This window comes from Micromonospora terminaliae (assembly GCF_009671205.1).
GTDB classification, from domain to species: Bacteria; Actinomycetota; Actinomycetes; order Mycobacteriales; family Micromonosporaceae; genus Micromonospora; species Micromonospora terminaliae.
The window spans coordinates 3,468,295-3,484,794 of the sequence record NZ_CP045309.1; the positions used below are offsets into that span (position 1 = coordinate 3,468,295).

Consider the following 16,500-nt stretch of genomic DNA (forward strand, 5'->3'; position numbering starts at 1 on the left):
GCAGTCTTGCGAAACCCGGCAGAGCCGAGTGATGGGATCAGAGGCCGGAGCAGGCGGCGCCGTCGACCGTGCAGCTCGCCGGCCGGGTCGTGCCCGTGTGCTCGAAGTGGAACTGGAGCGCCACCGAGGCGCCGGGCGCCAGGTCGACTCCACTGCGGTAGGTGAGGACTCCGTCGGTGAAGCCGCCCCTGCCCTGCTCGGCGCCGCTCACCCAGACGGCCACGAGACGCCCCTGCGGGAAGGCCAGCCGCACCGTCCAGCCCCGCGCCGCGCCGGTGGCGTTGACCAGGCGTACCTCGCCGATGAAGCCGCCGTCGAAGCTGCTCACCACGCCGTAGCGGCCGGCGACCGACGGCGGCGCGGGCGGGGTGGCCGCCGGCCGGCTGCTGCCACCGCCCGCGCTGGGCGACGGGTGCGGCGACGGCCGGGCGGGGAGCACGGTGGACCGCGGGGACAACCCGGGGACCACCGGGCCGGCGGCCGACGCGGGCGGACGCGTGGTCGCGTCCGGAGCGCTGGGCGTGGTGGCCGGCACCGGGGGCAGCGACATCGTCGGGGCCGGCGGTGGGGCCTCGGCGAAAGTCCGGCGCCCGCGTACCGAGCCCAGCGCCACGACCATCAGCACCACCATGACGAGCACGCCGATCGAGACGACGATCCAGGGCGAGGAGATGATGGCGGCGCCGGGTGACGGGCGTGCGCGTCGCGTGCCGGGCATGAACCTCCCTGTCGGTCCCGTGGGGCGAGCGTAGCGCCTCAGCCGATGACGCAGTCCGCGCCGTTGACCGTGCACCGGCCCGGCCGGTCGCCGGTGCCCGTACGGCCGAACTGCAGTCGCACCGTGGCGCTCTGCCCGGCCGGCAGCGGCCCGGTGCCGCGCAGCACGAACACGCCGCTGCCCTGGGTGCTGACCGACAGCCCCGAGCTGGACGAGGCCTGGATGCTCTTCACGTTGCCGGTGAAGAACAGCTCGACCTCCCAGCCCTGGCCGCCGCCGGAGCCGTTGACGACGGTCAGCCGGGCCTCGAAGCCGTCCCGGTCGCTGGCGGTGGCCTCGTAGCGGGCGGTGACCGCACCGGCCGCGGCCGCCCGGACCGAGGCGCTGGGCCGCGGCGTGGCCGGCCGGGACACGCCGGCCGTGGGCGAGGCGGTCGGACTCGGCGAGCGCGTCTCCGGGACGGTGGGTGCCGCGGTCGCCCCGCCGGTCGGTGACGCGGTGGCGGTCGGCTCCACCCCGAGCGTCGGCAGGTACATGGGCGGCGCGGGCGCCGGCACCGGGGCCTGCTCCTCCCCGCGCAGAGAGAGCAGGACGACGACCAGCAGGCCGACGATCAGGCCGACGCCGAGCACCAGCACGATCCACGGCACCGAGGTGAGCACCCGCGGCGCCGCCGGTGCGCCGGACGGCCGGACGGGCCCGCCGCTCATCAGATGCCCCTCTCGTGGTCGCCCTCGTGATCGGCTTCGTGGTCGCCGAAGCGCCAGCGTAGCCAGGGTGCGCCGGGACGCGCAGCGCGCGCGGGGCGTTCCGACCGTCCGGGCACCCGCGAGGCGCGGAACGGGTGATCATGGGTGGCGGATCGGGCTCCACCGGATGGCCCGTCGCCACGGCCCGCACGCGACACGTCGCAGCGCGTCGTCGGCTACGCTGTCCGGGCTCGGCGACGGGAACTCCGCAGCGGCGCAGGATCGGGCACGGTCGCGCAATCCGCCCGGACTGTCCATCATGGAGCGCTGATCGCCGGGCATCCGCCCCGGTAACCCCCGACCTCCCCCACTCGGAGCGACTCCATGCAGATTGCCAGCGCGCCAACCGGGCTCATCCGCAAGTCCCTCGGCACCGGCGCCCTGTTGGTGTTCAGCGCGACCGCCTCCTCCCCGATGGCCGTGCTCGCCGGCGCGATCGTCGCCACGTACGCCTCGACCGGCGTCACCGGCACGCCGCTCGGCTTCCTCGTGATCGCCGCCGCCCTGCTCTTCTTCTCCGTCGGCTACCTGGCCATGGCCCGCTACGTCTCCAGCGCCGGCGTCTTCTACGCGGCCGTGGCCGCCGGCTTCGGCCGGTTCTGGGGCGTGGTCGCCGCGCCCGTCGTGCTCCTGGGTTACAACGCCATCCAGATCTGCCTCTACGGGTTGCTCGGCGCGGTGGTCAGCGACAGCATCGGCGGGGCCTGGTGGGCCTGGGCCCTGCTCGCGTGGGCCGGGGTCGCCCTGGTCGGCATGCTCAAGGCACGGATCAGCGTGGGCCTGCTCGGCGCGGTGCTGGCCGTCGAGGTCGCGGTGATCCTGCTCTTCGTGCTCACCTCGTTCACCCACCCCGCCGGCGGGTCGGTGAGCTTCGCGCCGCTCGATCCCGGCAACCTGCTGGTCCCCGGCATCGGTGGCGTGGTCGCCTTCTGCGCGGCCTCGTTCGTGGGCTACGAGTCGGCGGCCGTCTACTCGGAGGAGGCCCGGTCGCCGCGGGCGGTGTCCCGGGCGGCCTACTCGGCACTGTTCCTGCTGGCCGTGCTCTACGCGCTCGCCGCGTGGGCCGTGGCCGTGGCCGTCGGTCCGGACCAGGTCGTCGACCGGTCCCGCGACCCGGGCGCCGGGCTGCCGTTCTCGATCCTGGAGGCGCACGTCAGCCCGATGCTTGGCAGCGTCGCGACCATCCTGGTGGTGACCAGCGTGTTCGCCGCGATGGTGAGCTTCCACCACTCGATCGCCCGGTACGCCTTCAGCCTCGGCCGCGAACGGGTGCTGCCGGCGGTGTTCGAGCGGATCGGCCGGGGCGGCGCGCCGGTCGCCGGGTCGGTGCTCCAGTCGGCGATCGCCCTGCCGGCTGTCCTGATCTTCGCGCTGACCGGCGCCGACCCGGTCGCCATCATGTTCAGCTGGCTCTCCGGCGTCGCGGCCATCGCGCTGCTGTTCATGATGGCGGTCACCTCGGTCGCCACCATCGCATTCTTCCACCGAGGCGGCGGCGGCCGCGAGACCGCGTGGCAGCGCACGGTCGCGCCGTCCATCGGTGCGGTGCTGGTCGGCGCGGCCCTGCTCACCACGCTGGTGAACCTCTCCGCCGTCCTCGGGGCGCCCGCCGGCTCCGCCACGAAGTGGCTGGTCCCCGGCGCGGTGGCGGCCGCCGCAGCGGTGGGGCTGGTCTGGGCGGCGGTCCTCCGGGCCAGCCGCCCGGAGGTGCTGGAGAACGTCGGGCAGGGCCAGCCGCGCCCGCTCGCGGTGATCGAGCAGGACCTGGTCGGCCGTTCCCTATAGGACGCCCGGACACGCGGCGGCCCGCCACCCGGGGGGCGGGCCGTACGCGTCGTCAGCGGCGGCGCCGGCCGACCATCGAGCCGAGAACCGCGGCCTTGCGCTCCTGACCGGCCAGCACCAGCCGGTTGAGGTGCTGCAACCACCGCCAGGCCGGGTGCAGCTGCTGATCCGGGGTGAGCGGGAGCCAACTGCGCACCTCCACACCGCCGCCGCTGAAGTGCGGGCAGGTGGAGTTGACGACGACCTGCTCGTGCGCCCGCGCCGGGCGCTCGACCACCAGCAGGTTGTCGTCGGACATGACCACCAGGTTGCGGCCGGGGATGCCCATCCCGCCGACGCCGTTCGGTTCGGCGCCGGCCTCGTCAGCGCCGCCCAGCAGGCTGGACACCGAGACACCGACGTAGCGCGCGGCCGTGGGCATCGGCTCGCCGGCCTGGGTCATCTGGGCCACCGGGTCGAAGACGCCGCCGCCGGTCAGGTAGCCCTCGGCGATCTCGCCCAGCTCGGCGAGCAGCGCCGGCAGGTCCCGCACCTCGCTGCCGTCCCGGAACAGCCGCGAGGCCGCCTTGATCTCGTAGTAGGGCCGGCGCGGGTCGGCGAACCCGTGGTCCCGGCTGGCGTAGAGGAAGACGAGCGCGTGCGGCCCGACCGGGCTGGTCCGGCGCAGGTCCCAGTAGTGCGAGGCGTGCAGGGCATTCGCGTACTGCACCCGGTGCACCACCGCCTGCCGGATCTGGTGCTGGACCGCCGGGTTCGAGAAGCCGTCGGCGCCCGCCTCGCGCGCGTGGCCCGGTGACCAGACCGCCGGGGCGGGTCCGGCGACGCCGTACCCCGGAGGGTCCGCCGGGCGGTAGCGCGTGCCGGGCGGAGCGTATCCGCCGATCGTCGCCTTCGGCGGGTGACCGGTTCCGGGGGCGAAGCGGCCGGTGTCCGGGGGACCGGAGCCGTACGGTGGCGGGGCGGGCGGACCGTAGGCCGGCATACCCTGGCCGGGCGGGGCCGAGCTCGGCGCGTCACCGGAGACCCGGCGGCTGCCCCACCGCGCGGGCGGCCGGACCGGCGGTGGCGGCGGGTACGCCGGCCGGTCGGCCACGCCGCCACTCCAGGTGTCCTCATGTGACGGACGGGGCAGCGGTGACCGGTGATCCTGCGACACTGGCAGCTCCTGGCTAGCGGGAATTCGCCCGGCCGATGATTTCACTCAGTGCACGGGTTATCAACTGTCCGCAAGCGTTCCCGGCCACCGCACCCTGACCTGTCACTCAGTCGGCGAATGCCTCCACAGTGGTGCCAGCGGTCGATTTTGGACAATCGGTGGCCAGGTTGGTAACGCTTGCCTGCTCTCCGTGACTCATGGTCCACTCTGTGCGCTGTCCACCGGGACGACGAGGGAGCGCCGTGTTGTCAGCCGACCCAGGCCGTGCCGGCGCCGTCGCGCGTCCCGAGGAGCTCCTCGCCGAACTCGCCGCCGTCCCCTCGGCCGCGTCCGCCGGCCGGCGGACGCACGTCGGCTTCCCGGTCGCCACCGACATCGACTACAGCCCGCTGGCCCCCCCTGTTCGGCTCGCTGCTCAACAACATCGGCGACCCCTGGACCGACCCGGCCGGCGCCAACCACACCAAGCGGTACGAGCGGGAGGTGCTGGACTGGTTCGCCGACCTGTTCCAGGCCCCGGCCGACGACCGCTGGGGCTACCTCACCTCCGGTGGCACCGAGGGCAACCTCTACGGCCTCTACCTGGCCCGCGCCCGCCTGCCCCGGGCGCTGGTCTACCACTCCGCCGAGGCGCACTACTCGCTGCCCAAGTGCGTCGACATCCTCGGCCTGGACTCGGTGGTGGTCCGCGCCGACGAGCGCGGCGAGATGGACTACGACGACCTGACCCGCATGGTCGACCGGCACCGGGACCGGCCGGCCGTCGTCGTGGCCACCTGCGGCACCACGATGACCGAGGCCGCCGACGACGTGCCGCGGATCCGGCAGTTGCTCGCCCGCACGCCCGTCCGTCACCACCTGCACGTCGACGGGGCGCTGGCCGGGGTCCCCCTCGCTCTGGCCGACGGGCGGGCCACGCTGCGGCTGGACGCCACCGTCGACAGCATCTCCATCTCCGGCTACAAGTTCCTCGGCACGCCGGTGCCGTGCGGGGCGGTGCTGACCCGCCGCACCCTCCAGCAGCAGCTCGCCCGTTCCGGCAACTACACCGGCACGGTGGACACCACCATCAGCGGCTCGCGCAGCGGCCACCCGGCGCTGCTGCTCTGGTACGCGATCCGCAGCCTGGGCCACGACGGCCTGCGGGAGCGCGCCGAGCGGGCCCGTGAGCTGGCCGCATACGCGGTGCAGCGGCTCAACGAGGTGGGCTGGCCGGCCTGGCGGCACGAGCACGCCTTCACCGTGGTCTTCCCGACCCCACCCCCGGCCGTGACGGCGAAGTGGGTGCTGGCCAGCAGCGCCGGTCGCAGCCACCTCATCTGCATGCCCGGCGTCACGAGGGAGGCCGTCGACGACTTCGTGGCCGACGTGGCGGCCCGTGGCAACCGCCTCGACGCGCTGCCCCGCCGCCGTCGGGAACTGGTCCGCTGAAACCATCGGCCCGGAGCGGGCACGCCGGCCGCTGAACCGGCCGCCCGGCGCGGGCACGCCGGCCGCCGCTGTCAGGCGGTGCGGATGACGGTGCAGATGGCCGGGCCGTCGGCGGTGGCCCGCAGCACGTAGCGGTAACGCTCGCCGGGCACCGCCCGGCCCTGGCTGTCCAGGAACTCCCACCGCACGGCCACCTCGGTGAGCAGCTCGGAGACCTGCTGCACGTCCTCGATGAGCGCGTGGGCCGCGACCAGTTCCCGCTCCTGGTAGTCGGGGGCCGCGCCGACGAAGCTGAGCGCCACGGCGGCCGGCGAGGTGAACGAGAAGCTGTAGGTGTCGGCGACCACCAGCCCCGGCAGCGCGTAGCAGCCGGCGATGGCGGGCACGTCGGCGGTGGTCAGCGCCACGCCGTACCGGTCGAAGAAGTCGGCGAGTGTGTCGAGGTCCGTGGAAGCCGTCACGCCGCTCTCCATTGCCGCCCGGCGGGCGCGGCAAACCTGCTCAGCGGGGCCGGATGCTGGTCAGCGGGGCGGGATGCGCACCTCGATCTCGGAACCGAGCTGCGCGCCGCCCGTGAGGTCTAGGTCGTCGCCGCTCCAGAAGCGCCCCGGGTCGTACCAGTTGGGCCGCCGGCCGGCGGGCAGCAACCCCATCGCCTCGTAGGTCACGGCCACCACCTCCGCGCAGTACGCGGTCTCCAACGCCCGGTCCCGGACCGGCACCCCGCCGGCGTCGGCCAGGGAGGGCCGGCCCCCGCGCAGGTTCGGCACCCGGCCGCGGGCCCAGCGCCACGCGAGCTGCGCGGTGGACGGGAACGGCGTGCCGTCGAGGCGGGCCACGGTGCGCAGCACCGCCTCCTCCATCGTGGTGTCCGCGGGCGGTTCCAGCTGGCGCAGCCAGGCCCGCTGGCCGTACCGGTTCGCCCACACGCACACCGCGTCCCGCAGGTCGTGCAGCTGCACGCCGCGCTGGTGGGTGCCGGTCCACATGTCCCGCAGCGAGCGGCCCAGCTCGGCGTGCCACATCAGCGGCGGCATGTCGTCCAGCACCACGGCCATGCCGACGTGGTTGACTGGGCTGTTGGTAGTGAGCTGGATGGCGCGGTCCGGCACGCTGCGCCCGCGGAACACCCACAGGTCACCGGTGCGGGTCAGCTCCACCGCCTCGTCCAGGCTGATGCTCATGGAGGATCACCCTATGCCGAAGCGGCAACGGATGCGGTGGTGGAAGCTGCTCGGCCTGGCCGGCCTCGCGGGAGTCGCGGCGACCGGCGTGGTCGTGGCACGGGCGGAGCGGCGGCGCCGGGCGTACACCCCGGAGGAGATCCGGGACCGGCTGCGCGAGCGGCACGCGAAGGCCAGCCAGCGGTCCTTCTGACCCACCCGGGCTCACCGGTCGCTGCGGCGCACCGCTTCGTCAAGGGCCTCCGGGGTACGGGCGACCAGCGCGCTGCCGTCGTCCAGCAGCAGGATCGGGCGCTGGATCAGCTCGGGGTGCGCGACCATGGCGGCGATCCAGCGTGGCTCCGAGGCGTCGTCGCGGGGCCAGTCCGCCATGCCCAGCGCGGCGGCGGCGGGCTCGCCGGTGCGGCAGATCTCCCACGCCCGGGCGCCCAGCCGGCGCAGCACCTCGGTCACCTCCTCCGCGCTCGGCGGCTCGGTGAGGTACGCCCGCAGCCGGTACGGCACCCGCGCCTCGTCGAGGGACGCGCGGGCGGCGGCGCACTTCGAGCAGGACGGGTTGTTCCAGATCTCCATGCCCGACATGGTGGCACGCCCACAGTGGAACCCGCCCCGCGCCGACCTCGCCCACAAGTCGCGACCCCGCGGCTCGACCTCGCCACGACCGAGGGTCGCGCGGGCGCCTCGCCAAAAGCCGCGGCCGCCGGGTCGCCCCGCCGACTGCTCCGCGCGGCCGCGACGCGCTCCGGTACGGTCCCGCCGGGGCCTGGGCAGCACGCGCGCATCCGCCGCGTCGTCGTCAACGGTCGCCCGCGCGCACCGGCTCCTCGGCCTCGTCGGGCAGCTCGACCTGCTCCAGCCGCCGGGCCCGGCGGCGCAGCCACCAGGTGCTGCCCAGGCCGGCGAGCACGGCGAGGGCCAGCCCGGCCCAGGAGATGTCCTTGAGCCAGTGCTCGGCCGCCCGGCCCACCGAGAACAGCAGGTATGTGGTGCCGAACGCCCAGACCAGGCCGCCGGCCGCGTTGGCCAGCAGGAACCGCCGGTACGGCACGTGCAGCGCCCCGGCGAGGGGGCCGGCGAGGATGCGGAGCAGGGCGACGAACCGCCCGAAGAAGACCGCCCAGACACCGTGCCGGGCGAAGCTCTGCTCGGCGCGGGCGAGCTGTGCCGGGCCGAGGTGTTTCGGGAAGCGCCGGCCCAGCCGTTCGAGCAGCGGACGCCCGCCGCGGCGGCCCACGGCGTACCCGATGGAGTCGCCCACGATGGCGCCGGCCGCGGCGGCGGTGGCCACCCACTCCGGCTCGACCGCCCCGGCGGCGGCGAGCAGTGCGGAGCTGACCAGCACGATCTCGCCGGGGAGCGGGACGCCCATGCTCTCCACGCCGATGACCCCGGCGACGATCAGATAGATCACGCCCGGGGGCAGCGCGGAGAGCCAGTGCTGCACGTCGACCACCCCCGAACCCTACCCGCGGCGGGTCACCCGACGGGGGCGAGGAACTCCAGCCGGTTGCCGTGCGGGTCGTACGTGTGGAACCGCCGCATGCCGGGAATCTCGTCGTCGCCCCAGGTCACGGGGTGGCCGGCGGCGTCGAGCCGGACGGCGAGCCGGTCCAGGTCGGGGCGGAGCAGGGCCGGGTGCGCCTTGCGGGCGGGGCGGAAGTCCTCCTCGACGCCGAGGTGCAGCTCCACGCCGTACCCGGTGAACCAGCAACCGCCGCGGGCGGCGAGGGCCGGGGGTTTGGGCTTCTCGACCAGGCCGAGCAGGCCCGAGTAGAAGGCCCGCGACGTCTCCTCGGAGCCGCGTGGGCAGGCGAGCAGGACGTGATGGATCATCGTGGCACCTCCTCGTCCCGAACCCTGGCACGAGGTTGCGCGAATAGCAAGACGGACGTACGGTTTTGTTGAGACCGACGCAGGTAAGTGTCGCCTAACCACGGCGGCACCCCGGCCGGTGCGACAAACTGCTCAGGACTACTCACGGTCGCTGGTGTGAAGGAGTACGACGTGGCGAGCCTCGACACCTTCGGTGCGAAGACCCAGCTACGCGTCGGAGACGCGAGCTACGAGATTTTCAGGATCGACAAGGTGGAGGGCCACGACCGGCTGCCCTACAGCTTGAAGATCCTGCTGGAGAACCTGCTGCGGACCGAGGACGGCGCGAACATCACCGCCGACCACATCCGGCAGCTCGGCGGGTGGGACCCCACCGCCGACCCGAGCGTGGAGATCCAGTTCACCCCGGCCCGGGTGCTGATGCAGGACTTCACCGGCGTGCCCTGCGTCGTCGACCTGGCCACCATGCGCGAGGCCGTCCGCGAGCTCGGCGGCGACGCCACCAAGGTGAACCCGCTCGCCCCGGCCGAGCTGGTCATCGACCACTCGGTCATCGCCGACCTGTTCGGCCGCGAGGACGCCTTCCAGCGCAACGTCGAGCTGGAGTACGAGCGCAACAAGGAGCGCTACCAGTTCCTGCGCTGGGGCCAGACCGCGTTCAACGAGTTCAAGGTCGTCCCGCCGGGCACCGGCATCGTGCACCAGGTGAACATCGAGTACCTGGCCCGCACGGTCATGGAGCGCAACGGCCAGGCGTACCCGGACACCGTGGTCGGCACCGACTCGCACACCACGATGGTCAACGGCCTGGGCGTGCTGGGCTGGGGCGTCGGCGGCATCGAGGCCGAGGCCGCGATGCTCGGCCAGCCGGTCAGCATGCTGATCCCGCGGGTCGTCGGCTTCAAGCTCTCCGGCGAGATGCCGGCCGGCACCACCGCCACCGACCTGGTGCTCACCATCACCGAGATGCTGCGCAAGCACGGCGTGGTCGGCAAGTTCGTCGAGTTCTACGGCCCCGGCGTGAGCGCCGTGCCGCTGGCCAACCGGGCCACCATCGGCAACATGTCCCCGGAGTACGGCTCCACCGTCGCGATCTTCCCGATCGACGCCGAGACCGTCCGCTACCTGGAGCTGACCGGCCGCGACCCGCAGCAGGTCGCGCTCGTCGAGGCGTACGCCAAGGAGCAGGGCCTCTGGCACGACCCGGAGCGCGAGCCGCAGTACTCGGAGCGGCTGGAGCTGGACCTCGGCACCATCGAGCCGTCCCTGGCCGGCCCGAAGCGCCCGCAGGACCGGGTGCCGCTGGGCTCCGCCAAGACCCTGTTCCGCTCGGCGCTCGCCGACTACGTGGCCGCCGACGAGACCGGCGGCGACCCGAGCCGCAAGCCGGGCGTGCCGCAGCTGGAGAAGCCGTTCGGCACCGACGGCCCGGCCGACGAGGCCAGCGCCGAATCCTTCCCGGCCAGCGACTCCCCCGCCAACGGCGTCAACGACCCGGCCGACGCCCCGCGCGACCTGGAGACCGCCGCGGTCGGCGCCGGCGGGCGCGCCACCAACCCGGTCCGGGTTACCGGCGCGGACGGCGTCGAGTACGAGCTGGACCACGGCGCCGTGGTGATCGCCGCGATCACCTCCTGCACCAACACCTCGAACCCGCAGGTCATGATCGGCGCCGCGCTGCTGGCCCGGAACGCCGTGGAGAAGGGCCTGGCCCGCAAGCCGTGGGTGAAGACCACCCTGGCCCCGGGCTCCAAGGTCGTCATGGACTACTACGACCGCGCCGGCCTCACGCCCTACCTGGAGAAGCTCGGCTTCAACCTGGTCGGCTACGGCTGCACCACCTGCATCGGCAACTCCGGCCCGCTGCCGGAGGAGGTCTCCGCGGGCGTCAACGAGGGCGACCTGGCCGTCGTCTCCGTGCTGTCCGGCAACCGCAACTTCGAGGGCCGGATCAACCCGGACGTCAAGATGAACTACCTGGCGTCCCCGCCGCTGGTGGTCGCGTACGCGCTCGCCGGCACCATGGACATCGACCTGGCGAACGAGCCCATCGGCGAGGACGCGCAGGGCAACCCGGTGTTCCTGCGGGAGATCTGGCCGAACAGCGCCGAGATCCAGGACGTCATCGCCTCGGCGATCGGCGCCGCCGGGTTCAGCTCCGCGTACGCGGACGTGTTCGCCGGTGACGAGCGCTGGCAGTCGCTGCCGACCCCGACTGGCGACACCTTCGCCTGGGACGGTGAGTCGACCTACGTGCGCAAGCCCCCGTACTTCGAGGGCATGGAGCGGGACCCGAAGCCGGTGGTCGACATCGCCGGCGCCCGGGTGCTCGCGAAGCTCGGCGACTCGGTGACCACCGACCACATCTCCCCGGCCGGCTCGATCAAGGCGGACTCCCCCGCCGGCAAGTACCTGGCCGAGCACGGCGTGGCGCGGCACGAGTTCAACTCGTACGGCTCCCGCCGGGGCAACCACGAGGTGATGATCCGGGGCACCTTCGCCAACATCCGGCTGCGCAACCAGCTCGTGCCGGGCGTCGAGGGCGGCTTCACGGTCAACCACCTGACCGGCGAGCAGACCTCGATCTACGACGCCTCGATGGCGTACCAGGAGGCGGGCGTCCCGCTGGTCATCCTGGCCGGCAAGGAGTACGGCTCCGGCTCGTCCCGCGACTGGGCGGCCAAGGGCACCATGCTCCTCGGGGTCAAGGCGGTCATCGCCGAGTCGTACGAGCGGATCCACCGCTCGAACCTCATCGGCATGGGCGTCCTGCCCCTGCAGTTCCCGGTCGACACCACCGCCGAGTCGCTGGGCCTGACCGGCACGGAGACCTTCTCGATCAGCGGCGTCACCGCGCTCAACGACGGCGACACCCCGCGCACCGTGAAGGTCACCACCGACACCGGCGTGGAGTTCGACGCCGTGGTCCGGATCGACACCCCCGGTGAGGCCGACTACTACCGGCACGGCGGCATCCTGCAGTACGTGCTGCGCCGCATGATCGCCAGCTGACGCGTCACGGCTGAGAGGGGCCGCTTCCCGCGCTCGCGGGGAGCGGCCCTTCGGCGTTTCCCGCCGGGGTGCTCGCCCGGCCGGCGTCGCTCAGCGGATCTTGGAGACTTCCTGTTCGCACCGAACGGAAACTGTCCAAGATCTCGAACTCCGCCGACGCGCGCCCTGCTCAGCGCAGCCTCAGCGCGATCGCACGCGCCTCCTCGTCGGTGAGCGGCAGGAACCACAGGAAGCGTCGCACGACGGCGACCGGGTCGGGGCCGCCGGGCCGGCCGCGAAGGTCGCGGATCGCGCGCCGCGTGATCCGGGAGAACTCGGGGATCAGGGTCGCGCGCCGCGCGGCGTCCGTCGGGATCGCGCGCAGCGCCGGGCAGGGCCAGTCCTGACCGCAGGCGTCGCACCGCCAGGACGGGCCGGTCGCGGTGTGCGCGACGGGCGGACCGCCGCGGGTCCGCCAGCGCGTTGCGGGCACGGCGTTGGTCACCCGTCCGGGCCCACGGTACGGAGGAACCAGCGGCCCGATCGGGCCCGGCACGATGGCGCGGGCCGGCGGATCGCTCTTCGGCTTCAGCTTGTCCTCGGGCATCGTGCGCTCCCTCCTCGGCGTCGTCTGCACAGCAGCTTTCCGAGGGTTGCCGGACAATCACACAGCGTTGTCTAATCTCCTTCGGACGGTTGCTTTGTCCTGGGAGGAACAGGGATGAATCACGCCTTTGTTGCCGCGCTGGCGGAGGCGGGTCACACCGCCGAGAGCCTGGCGGGCCACCTCGGCGTGCATCCGAAGACCGTCGCCCGGTGGGCAAACCCGGGGCACATTCCGCAGAGCCGGCACCGGGCCACCGTCGCAAAGCTTCTCGCCCGGCCTGTCGACGCGCTGTGGCCGGACGTGGTGAGGCGCCGCGAGCCCGTGTGGTTCCGGCCCTGGGTCGACATCGAGCGCGAGGCGGTCGCGCTGCGCTCGTTCGAGCTGGCGTGGGTGCCGGGGCTGCTCCAGACCGAGGCCTACGCCCGCGCCACGTTCATCGGCCAGCCCTTCACCCCGGACGAGGTGGCCGATCTGGTCGCGGCTCGGCTGGACCGGCAGGCGATCCTGACCCGGGATCGCGGGCCGCTCTTCGTCGCGGTGGTCGACGAGCAGGTCCTGCGCCGTCCCGCCGCCGGCGATCGACGCCTGATGGCCGCGCAACTGGCTCATCTCGTGGACTGCGCCGAGCTGCCCAGCGTCCAACTCCACGTCGTGCCGCAGGACACGCCGACATATCCCGGGCTCGACGGGCCGTTCACCCTCGCGGAGCTGCGGGACGGCACGCGGGTCGCGCACGCCGACAGTCAGGCGCGTGCGCAGATCATCGAGCAGGCATCCGAGATTGCTACGCTGGAGCGCCGGTGGGAACGCATCCGGGGCGAGGCTCTTCCCCGCGGGCGGTCCCTGGACCTCCTGAGAGAAGCGACGACAGCATGGACCTGATCGGCGCCCGGTGGCGCAAGAGCACCAAGAGCGGCGGCAACGGTGGCAACTGCGTCGAGGTCGCGGACAATCTCGCGGGCGTCGTCGGCGTGCGGGACTCCAAGGACCCGACCGGCCCCGTGCTCACCTTCGACCCGGCCGCCTGGACGCGGTTCGTGACGATGGCCAAGCGCGGCTGACCTCGTACCCATCCTGAAGGCCCTCGGCGACGCGCGAGGGCCTTCGGCGTCACGGACGACTCGTGCGGCTCCTGCCCACTAGCGCATGCGGCCGGTCGGGAAGTCCGGGTCGGTCGGCCGGCGGCGGTCAACCGCCGGGGCCGCCGGTCAGGTTCGTGTCCGGAACGGGGCGAGGGTGGCCCGCACCTGGTCGGCCGCGCCCCAGTCGTCGTCGAACTGCGCCAGCACCGCGAGGTGCTGTCGCAGCTGGACAATCGGCATGCGGGACCGCCAGTCGCCGTCGAGGGCGGTCAGCTCGGCATAGACCTCGAAGAACCGGTGCGCCTCGGGCGGGGGTGCGGTGGACCAGACATGGGCGAGGTCGACCTCGGCCCAGGTGTAGGACACGGCCGGGTCGATCACCGCGGGCCGGCCGTCCGGGGCGGCCAGGACGTTCTGCGCCCACAGGTCGCCGTGCGTCAGGCAGGCCGGCCGGGCCGGTAGCAGGTCCGGCAGCCGGTCACACAGCCGCTCCAGCGCCGCCCGGTCTCCGGCGTCGAGTGCCGCCTCGACGCGGGGCTCCCCCAGCCACCGGAGCAGGCGGTGCTGCGCGAAGAACGCAAAGCCGTCCTCCGTCCAGGTGTTCACCTGTCGGCGGCGGCCCAGCCAGTTGTCCCGGTGCCAGCCGAAGCGAGGATGGGTCGTGCTCAGGTGCAAACGGGCGAGCGCGTGAGCGAACTGCTCCCAGAAGGTCTGGCTGCGCGGCCTCGGTCGCAGCACCGACAACACCAGCAGTTCGCGGTCCGCCAGAATCACCTCCGGTGTCGCCAGACCGCCGAGCTCACGCAGGGCGGCCAGCCCTTCGGCCTCCGCGGCGAAGACGCCGTCGGACGGCGCGTCGGCCATCGCCTTGACGAACACCGGCGGCGCGTTCCGGCGGGCGGCGATGCCCGCGAGCGCCGCGAGCCCGCCCGTCGCCGCCTCCACCGAGACGACATCCCGCATCCCGGCCCGGTGCAGACATTCCTGCAGGAACGCCGTTGAGGGCATCGCTACGGCTCCTCCTGCCCGGCCAGATCTTGGAGACTTCCCGTTGCCCACGAGCGGAAAGTCTCCAAGAATGACCGAGCGCGAACGTCTCCTCAGGCCGACGGGGTTTCCAGCACCTTCTTGAGCAGGGCGAGGTCCGCGCTGACGAGCCCGGCGTCCCGCTCGAAGTCCGCGTCGGTCATCCCGGGCGAGCGACGCAGCGTGAAGACCACCTCGGAGCCGTGGCCGTCCGCGATGGCCCGCAGCGGCACGTACACCGTCTCGCCGGAGGGCGTCTCCACCTCGTGGTCGAGCACGCCGTACTCGTTGCGCGGGGCGAAGGTGAGCCGCGCCCGGCCCTCCGGTGTCTCGACGAACCACCCGCCGCCCTCGCGCACCACGGAAGTGCCCAGGCCGGGCGCCCAGCGGGGCAGGTTGCCGGGGTCGGCGACGAATGCGTAGACCTCGGCTACCGGCCGGTCGATGTGCACGCTCAGGTGCCGCGATTCCGTGGTGGACATCGCCTCATCATCGCAGGGCGGCGGCGCCGCCGGGGGTCAGTCGGCGGCGGCGCGGCGGCGCTCCTCGCGCAGCTTCATGGCGTACTCCAGTAGCGTGATCAGCACCTCCTTGACCGACTCCCGCTCCCGCGCGTCGCAGAGCACCACGGGCACGTCGGGGTCCAGGTCCAGCGCGCCCTGCACCTCGTCGAGCCGGTACTGCTTGGCGCCCTCGAAGCAGTTGACCGCCACCACGAAGGGCGTGCCCCGACCCTCGAAGTAGTCGATCGAGGGGAAGCAGTCGGCCAGCCGCCGGGTGTCGGCGAGCACGACCGCCCCGATGGCGCCCAGCGCCAGCTCGTCCCAGACGAACCAGAACCGGTCCTGCCCGGGGGTGCCGAACAGGTAGAGCACCAGGTCGTCGCTGAGGGTGATCCGGCCGAAGTCCATGGCCACGGTGGTGGTGGTCTTCTCCTCCACCCCGGACAGGTCGTCGATGCCGATCCCGGTCTCGGTCAGCACCTCCTCGGTCCGCAGCGGTTTGGTCTCGCTGACCGCACCGACCAGGGTGGTCTTGCCGACGCCGAAACCGCCGGCGATCAGGATCTTGATCGCGGTGGGCAGCGGCGCCGCTCCCGCCGGCCGCTCAGAGCGCCCGTAGTCCATTGATTACCGCCTCGAAAACGCTGTCGTCGGGAAGGCCGGCGGGGGTCGCGCGCGGCTCACGGACCTGCACCAGGCTGCGGGCCGCCAGGTCACCCAGGAGGACCCGGACGGTGCCCACCGGCAGGTCGAGGTGGGCGGCGATCTCGGCGACGGACTGGATCCGCTGGCAGAGACCGACGATCGCCACGTGTTCCGGGCCGAGCCCGGATTCCGACCCCACCTCCGCCCGGGTCGCCGTGACCAGGGAGATCAGGTCGAACGTGCCGGTCACCGGGCGGGCCCGGCCACCGGTCACCGCGTACGGGCGCACTACCGGGCCCGCGTGGTCGTCCACCCACTCGTGCTCCGCGGTCTCCCCCTGGCCGGTCATCGCGCCGCGTTCTCGCCGAGGGGCTGTTCCCGTTCCGGTGAGGCGACGAACCGGCCGACCCGGGTGACCAGCATGGCCATCTCGTACGCGATCAGGCCCACGTCGGCGTCCTCGGACGCCAGCACGGCCAGGCACGCGTTGCGGCCGGCCGCGGTGACGAACAGGAACGACGACTGCATCTCGATGATCGTCTGCTGCACCTGCCCACCGCCGAACCGCTTCCCCGCGCCCCGGGCCAGGCTCTGGATTCCTGCCGCCATCGCCGCCAGGTGCTCGCCGTCGTCCCGGCTCAACCCGCGCGACGAGGCCATGAGCAGTCCGTCGGTGGAGAGCGCCACGGCGTGTTCCGCCTGCTTGACCCGGCCGACCAGGTCGTCCAACAACCACGTCAGGTCCGCGCTCGAAGCCGTCTTCTGCGCCACTCGTCGTCCTCTTCTCCCC

20 protein-coding genes are annotated in these 16,500 nt (G+C 73.2%); 6 read left to right on the top strand and 14 right to left on the bottom strand.

Annotated elements, in window-relative coordinates; all coding sequences use genetic code 11:
* Window positions 1-37: 37 nt before the first annotated feature.
* A complete protein-coding gene (locus GCE86_RS15640; RefSeq protein WP_154227660.1) occupies window positions 38-718 on the bottom strand; it encodes a cellulose binding domain-containing protein in 681 nt (226 codons plus the stop codon).
* Window positions 719-756: 38 nt separating this feature from the next.
* Window positions 757-1,428 (bottom strand): cellulose binding domain-containing protein, encoded by a 672-nt coding sequence (locus GCE86_RS15645; RefSeq protein ID WP_154227661.1) that lies wholly within the window; start codon window positions 1,426-1,428, stop codon window positions 757-759.
* 363 nt (window positions 1,429-1,791) lie between these two features.
* Between GCE86_RS15645 and GCE86_RS15650 the strand changes: the two genes are divergently transcribed.
* On the top strand, window positions 1,792-3,252 hold the full coding sequence (locus GCE86_RS15650) for an APC family permease (RefSeq protein ID WP_154227662.1): 1,461 nt from the start codon (window positions 1,792-1,794) through the stop codon (window positions 3,250-3,252).
* 52 nt (window positions 3,253-3,304) lie between these two features.
* On the opposite strand, the gene GCE86_RS15655 is transcribed toward GCE86_RS15650, so the two are convergent.
* Window positions 3,305-4,345: a hypothetical protein gene (locus GCE86_RS15655; protein ID WP_154227663.1), complete on the bottom strand. Its 1,041-nt coding sequence runs from the start codon at window positions 4,343-4,345 to the stop codon at window positions 3,305-3,307.
* 327 nt (window positions 4,346-4,672) lie between these two features.
* Between GCE86_RS15655 and GCE86_RS15660 the strand changes: the two genes are divergently transcribed.
* A complete protein-coding gene (locus GCE86_RS15660; protein WP_163636982.1) occupies window positions 4,673-5,839 on the top strand; it encodes a histidine decarboxylase in 1,167 nt (388 codons plus the stop codon).
* 71 nt (window positions 5,840-5,910) lie between these two features.
* Here the strand turns inward: GCE86_RS15660 and GCE86_RS15665 are convergent, their stop codons facing one another.
* On the bottom strand, window positions 5,911-6,300 hold the full coding sequence (locus GCE86_RS15665; protein ID WP_154227665.1) for a hypothetical protein: 390 nt from the start codon (window positions 6,298-6,300) through the stop codon (window positions 5,911-5,913).
* 60 nt (window positions 6,301-6,360) lie between these two features.
* On the bottom strand, window positions 6,361-7,023 hold the full coding sequence (locus tag GCE86_RS15670; RefSeq protein ID WP_154227666.1) for a hypothetical protein: 663 nt from the start codon (window positions 7,021-7,023) through the stop codon (window positions 6,361-6,363).
* On the opposite strand from GCE86_RS15670, the gene GCE86_RS15675 reads away from it, so the two are divergent.
* The gene (locus GCE86_RS15675; RefSeq protein ID WP_204343342.1) at window positions 7,022-7,216 is read left to right on the top strand and encodes a hypothetical protein; all 195 of its coding nucleotides are present in this window, start codon (window positions 7,022-7,024) and stop codon (window positions 7,214-7,216) included. The genes GCE86_RS15670 and GCE86_RS15675 overlap by 2 nt on opposite strands.
* A gap of 11 nt (window positions 7,217-7,227) precedes the next feature.
* Here GCE86_RS15675 and GCE86_RS15680 read toward each other — a convergent pair whose 3' ends face one another.
* The 3 genes from GCE86_RS15680 to GCE86_RS15690 all read right to left on the bottom strand — a co-directional run bounded on the left by GCE86_RS15680 (window position 7,228) and on the right by GCE86_RS15690 (window position 8,856).
* Entirely contained in the window at window positions 7,228-7,596 is a 369-nt protein-coding gene (locus tag GCE86_RS15680) for an ArsC/Spx/MgsR family protein (protein ID WP_154227667.1), read from the bottom strand.
* Window positions 7,597-7,819: 223 nt separating this feature from the next.
* Window positions 7,820-8,476, bottom strand: coding sequence for a DedA family protein (locus GCE86_RS15685; RefSeq protein ID WP_154227668.1), 657 nt, complete (start codon window positions 8,474-8,476; stop codon window positions 7,820-7,822).
* Window positions 8,477-8,499: 23 nt separating this feature from the next.
* Window positions 8,500-8,856, bottom strand: coding sequence for a VOC family protein (locus GCE86_RS15690; protein WP_154227669.1), 357 nt, complete (start codon window positions 8,854-8,856; stop codon window positions 8,500-8,502).
* Window positions 8,857-9,012: 156 nt separating this feature from the next.
* On the opposite strand from GCE86_RS15690, the gene GCE86_RS15695 reads away from it, so the two are divergent.
* The gene (locus GCE86_RS15695) at window positions 9,013-11,868 is read left to right on the top strand and encodes an aconitate hydratase (RefSeq protein ID WP_154227670.1); all 2,856 of its coding nucleotides are present in this window, start codon (window positions 9,013-9,015) and stop codon (window positions 11,866-11,868) included.
* A 169-nt stretch (window positions 11,869-12,037) separates the two neighbouring features.
* On the opposite strand, the gene GCE86_RS15700 is transcribed toward GCE86_RS15695, so the two are convergent.
* Window positions 12,038-12,454: a hypothetical protein gene (locus tag GCE86_RS15700; protein ID WP_239543510.1), complete on the bottom strand. Its 417-nt coding sequence runs from the start codon at window positions 12,452-12,454 to the stop codon at window positions 12,038-12,040.
* A 114-nt stretch (window positions 12,455-12,568) separates the two neighbouring features.
* On the opposite strand from GCE86_RS15700, the gene GCE86_RS15705 reads away from it, so the two are divergent.
* Window positions 12,569-13,336: a DUF5753 domain-containing protein gene (locus tag GCE86_RS15705; protein WP_154227671.1), complete on the top strand. Its 768-nt coding sequence runs from the start codon at window positions 12,569-12,571 to the stop codon at window positions 13,334-13,336.
* Complete coding sequence (locus GCE86_RS15710; RefSeq protein ID WP_154227672.1) at window positions 13,327-13,515, top strand: DUF397 domain-containing protein; 189 nt, start codon at window positions 13,327-13,329, stop codon at window positions 13,513-13,515. The genes GCE86_RS15705 and GCE86_RS15710 overlap by 10 nt, the downstream gene beginning before the upstream one ends.
* Window positions 13,516-13,662: 147 nt before the next feature.
* On the opposite strand, the gene GCE86_RS15715 is transcribed toward GCE86_RS15710, so the two are convergent.
* The 5 genes from GCE86_RS15715 to GCE86_RS15735 form a co-directional block, all read right to left on the bottom strand.
* Window positions 13,663-14,544, bottom strand: a complete 882-nt coding sequence (locus GCE86_RS15715; RefSeq protein ID WP_154227673.1) for a fructosamine kinase family protein — start codon at window positions 14,542-14,544, stop codon at window positions 13,663-13,665.
* 92 nt (window positions 14,545-14,636) lie between these two features.
* Window positions 14,637-15,044 carry an SRPBCC family protein gene (locus GCE86_RS15720; RefSeq protein ID WP_154227674.1) on the bottom strand — a complete coding sequence of 136 codons (408 nt, stop codon included), beginning with the start codon at window positions 15,042-15,044 and terminating at the stop codon, window positions 14,637-14,639.
* A gap of 36 nt (window positions 15,045-15,080) precedes the next feature.
* Window positions 15,081-15,689 (bottom strand): GTP-binding protein, encoded by a 609-nt coding sequence (locus GCE86_RS15725; protein WP_154227675.1) that lies wholly within the window; start codon window positions 15,687-15,689, stop codon window positions 15,081-15,083.
* Entirely contained in the window at window positions 15,670-16,059 is a 390-nt protein-coding gene (locus GCE86_RS15730; RefSeq protein WP_154227676.1) for a DUF742 domain-containing protein, read from the bottom strand. Before GCE86_RS15730 ends, GCE86_RS15725 begins: the two co-directional genes overlap by 20 nt.
* Window positions 16,056-16,481: a roadblock/LC7 domain-containing protein gene (locus tag GCE86_RS15735; protein ID WP_154227677.1), complete on the bottom strand. Its 426-nt coding sequence runs from the start codon at window positions 16,479-16,481 to the stop codon at window positions 16,056-16,058. The genes GCE86_RS15730 and GCE86_RS15735 overlap by 4 nt, the downstream gene beginning before the upstream one ends.
* Between the last annotated feature and the right edge of the window lie 19 nt (window positions 16,482-16,500).

Bases quoted from the DNA above. Each gene is read 5' to 3' on its own strand.
- GCE86_RS15705 (WP_154227671.1), top strand. From the start codon at position 12,569: ATGAATCACGCCTTTGTTGCCGCGCTGGCGGAGGCGGGTCACACCGCC.
- GCE86_RS15715 (WP_154227673.1), bottom strand. From the start codon at position 14,544: ATGCCCTCAACGGCGTTCCTGCAGGAATGTCTGCACCGGGCCGGGATG.
- GCE86_RS15680 (WP_154227667.1), bottom strand. From the start codon at position 7,596: ATGGAGATCTGGAACAACCCGTCCTGCTCGAAGTGCGCCGCCGCCCGC.
- GCE86_RS15640 (WP_154227660.1), bottom strand. From the start codon at position 718: ATGCCCGGCACGCGACGCGCACGCCCGTCACCCGGCGCCGCCATCATC.
- GCE86_RS15730 (WP_154227676.1), bottom strand. From the start codon at position 16,059: ATGACCGGCCAGGGGGAGACCGCGGAGCACGAGTGGGTGGACGACCAC.
- GCE86_RS15645 (WP_154227661.1), bottom strand. From the start codon at position 1,428: ATGAGCGGCGGGCCCGTCCGGCCGTCCGGCGCACCGGCGGCGCCGCGG.
- GCE86_RS15690 (WP_154227669.1), bottom strand. From the start codon at position 8,856: ATGATCCATCACGTCCTGCTCGCCTGCCCACGCGGCTCCGAGGAGACG.
- GCE86_RS15650 (WP_154227662.1), top strand. From the start codon at position 1,792: ATGCAGATTGCCAGCGCGCCAACCGGGCTCATCCGCAAGTCCCTCGGC.
- GCE86_RS15710 (WP_154227672.1), top strand. From the start codon at position 13,327: ATGGACCTGATCGGCGCCCGGTGGCGCAAGAGCACCAAGAGCGGCGGC.
- GCE86_RS15675 (WP_204343342.1), top strand. From the start codon at position 7,022: ATGGAGGATCACCCTATGCCGAAGCGGCAACGGATGCGGTGGTGGAAG.
- GCE86_RS15720 (WP_154227674.1), bottom strand. From the start codon at position 15,044: ATGTCCACCACGGAATCGCGGCACCTGAGCGTGCACATCGACCGGCCG.
- GCE86_RS15725 (WP_154227675.1), bottom strand. From the start codon at position 15,689: ATGGACTACGGGCGCTCTGAGCGGCCGGCGGGAGCGGCGCCGCTGCCC.
- GCE86_RS15670 (WP_154227666.1), bottom strand. From the start codon at position 7,023: ATGAGCATCAGCCTGGACGAGGCGGTGGAGCTGACCCGCACCGGTGAC.
- GCE86_RS15700 (WP_239543510.1), bottom strand. From the start codon at position 12,454: ATGCCCGAGGACAAGCTGAAGCCGAAGAGCGATCCGCCGGCCCGCGCC.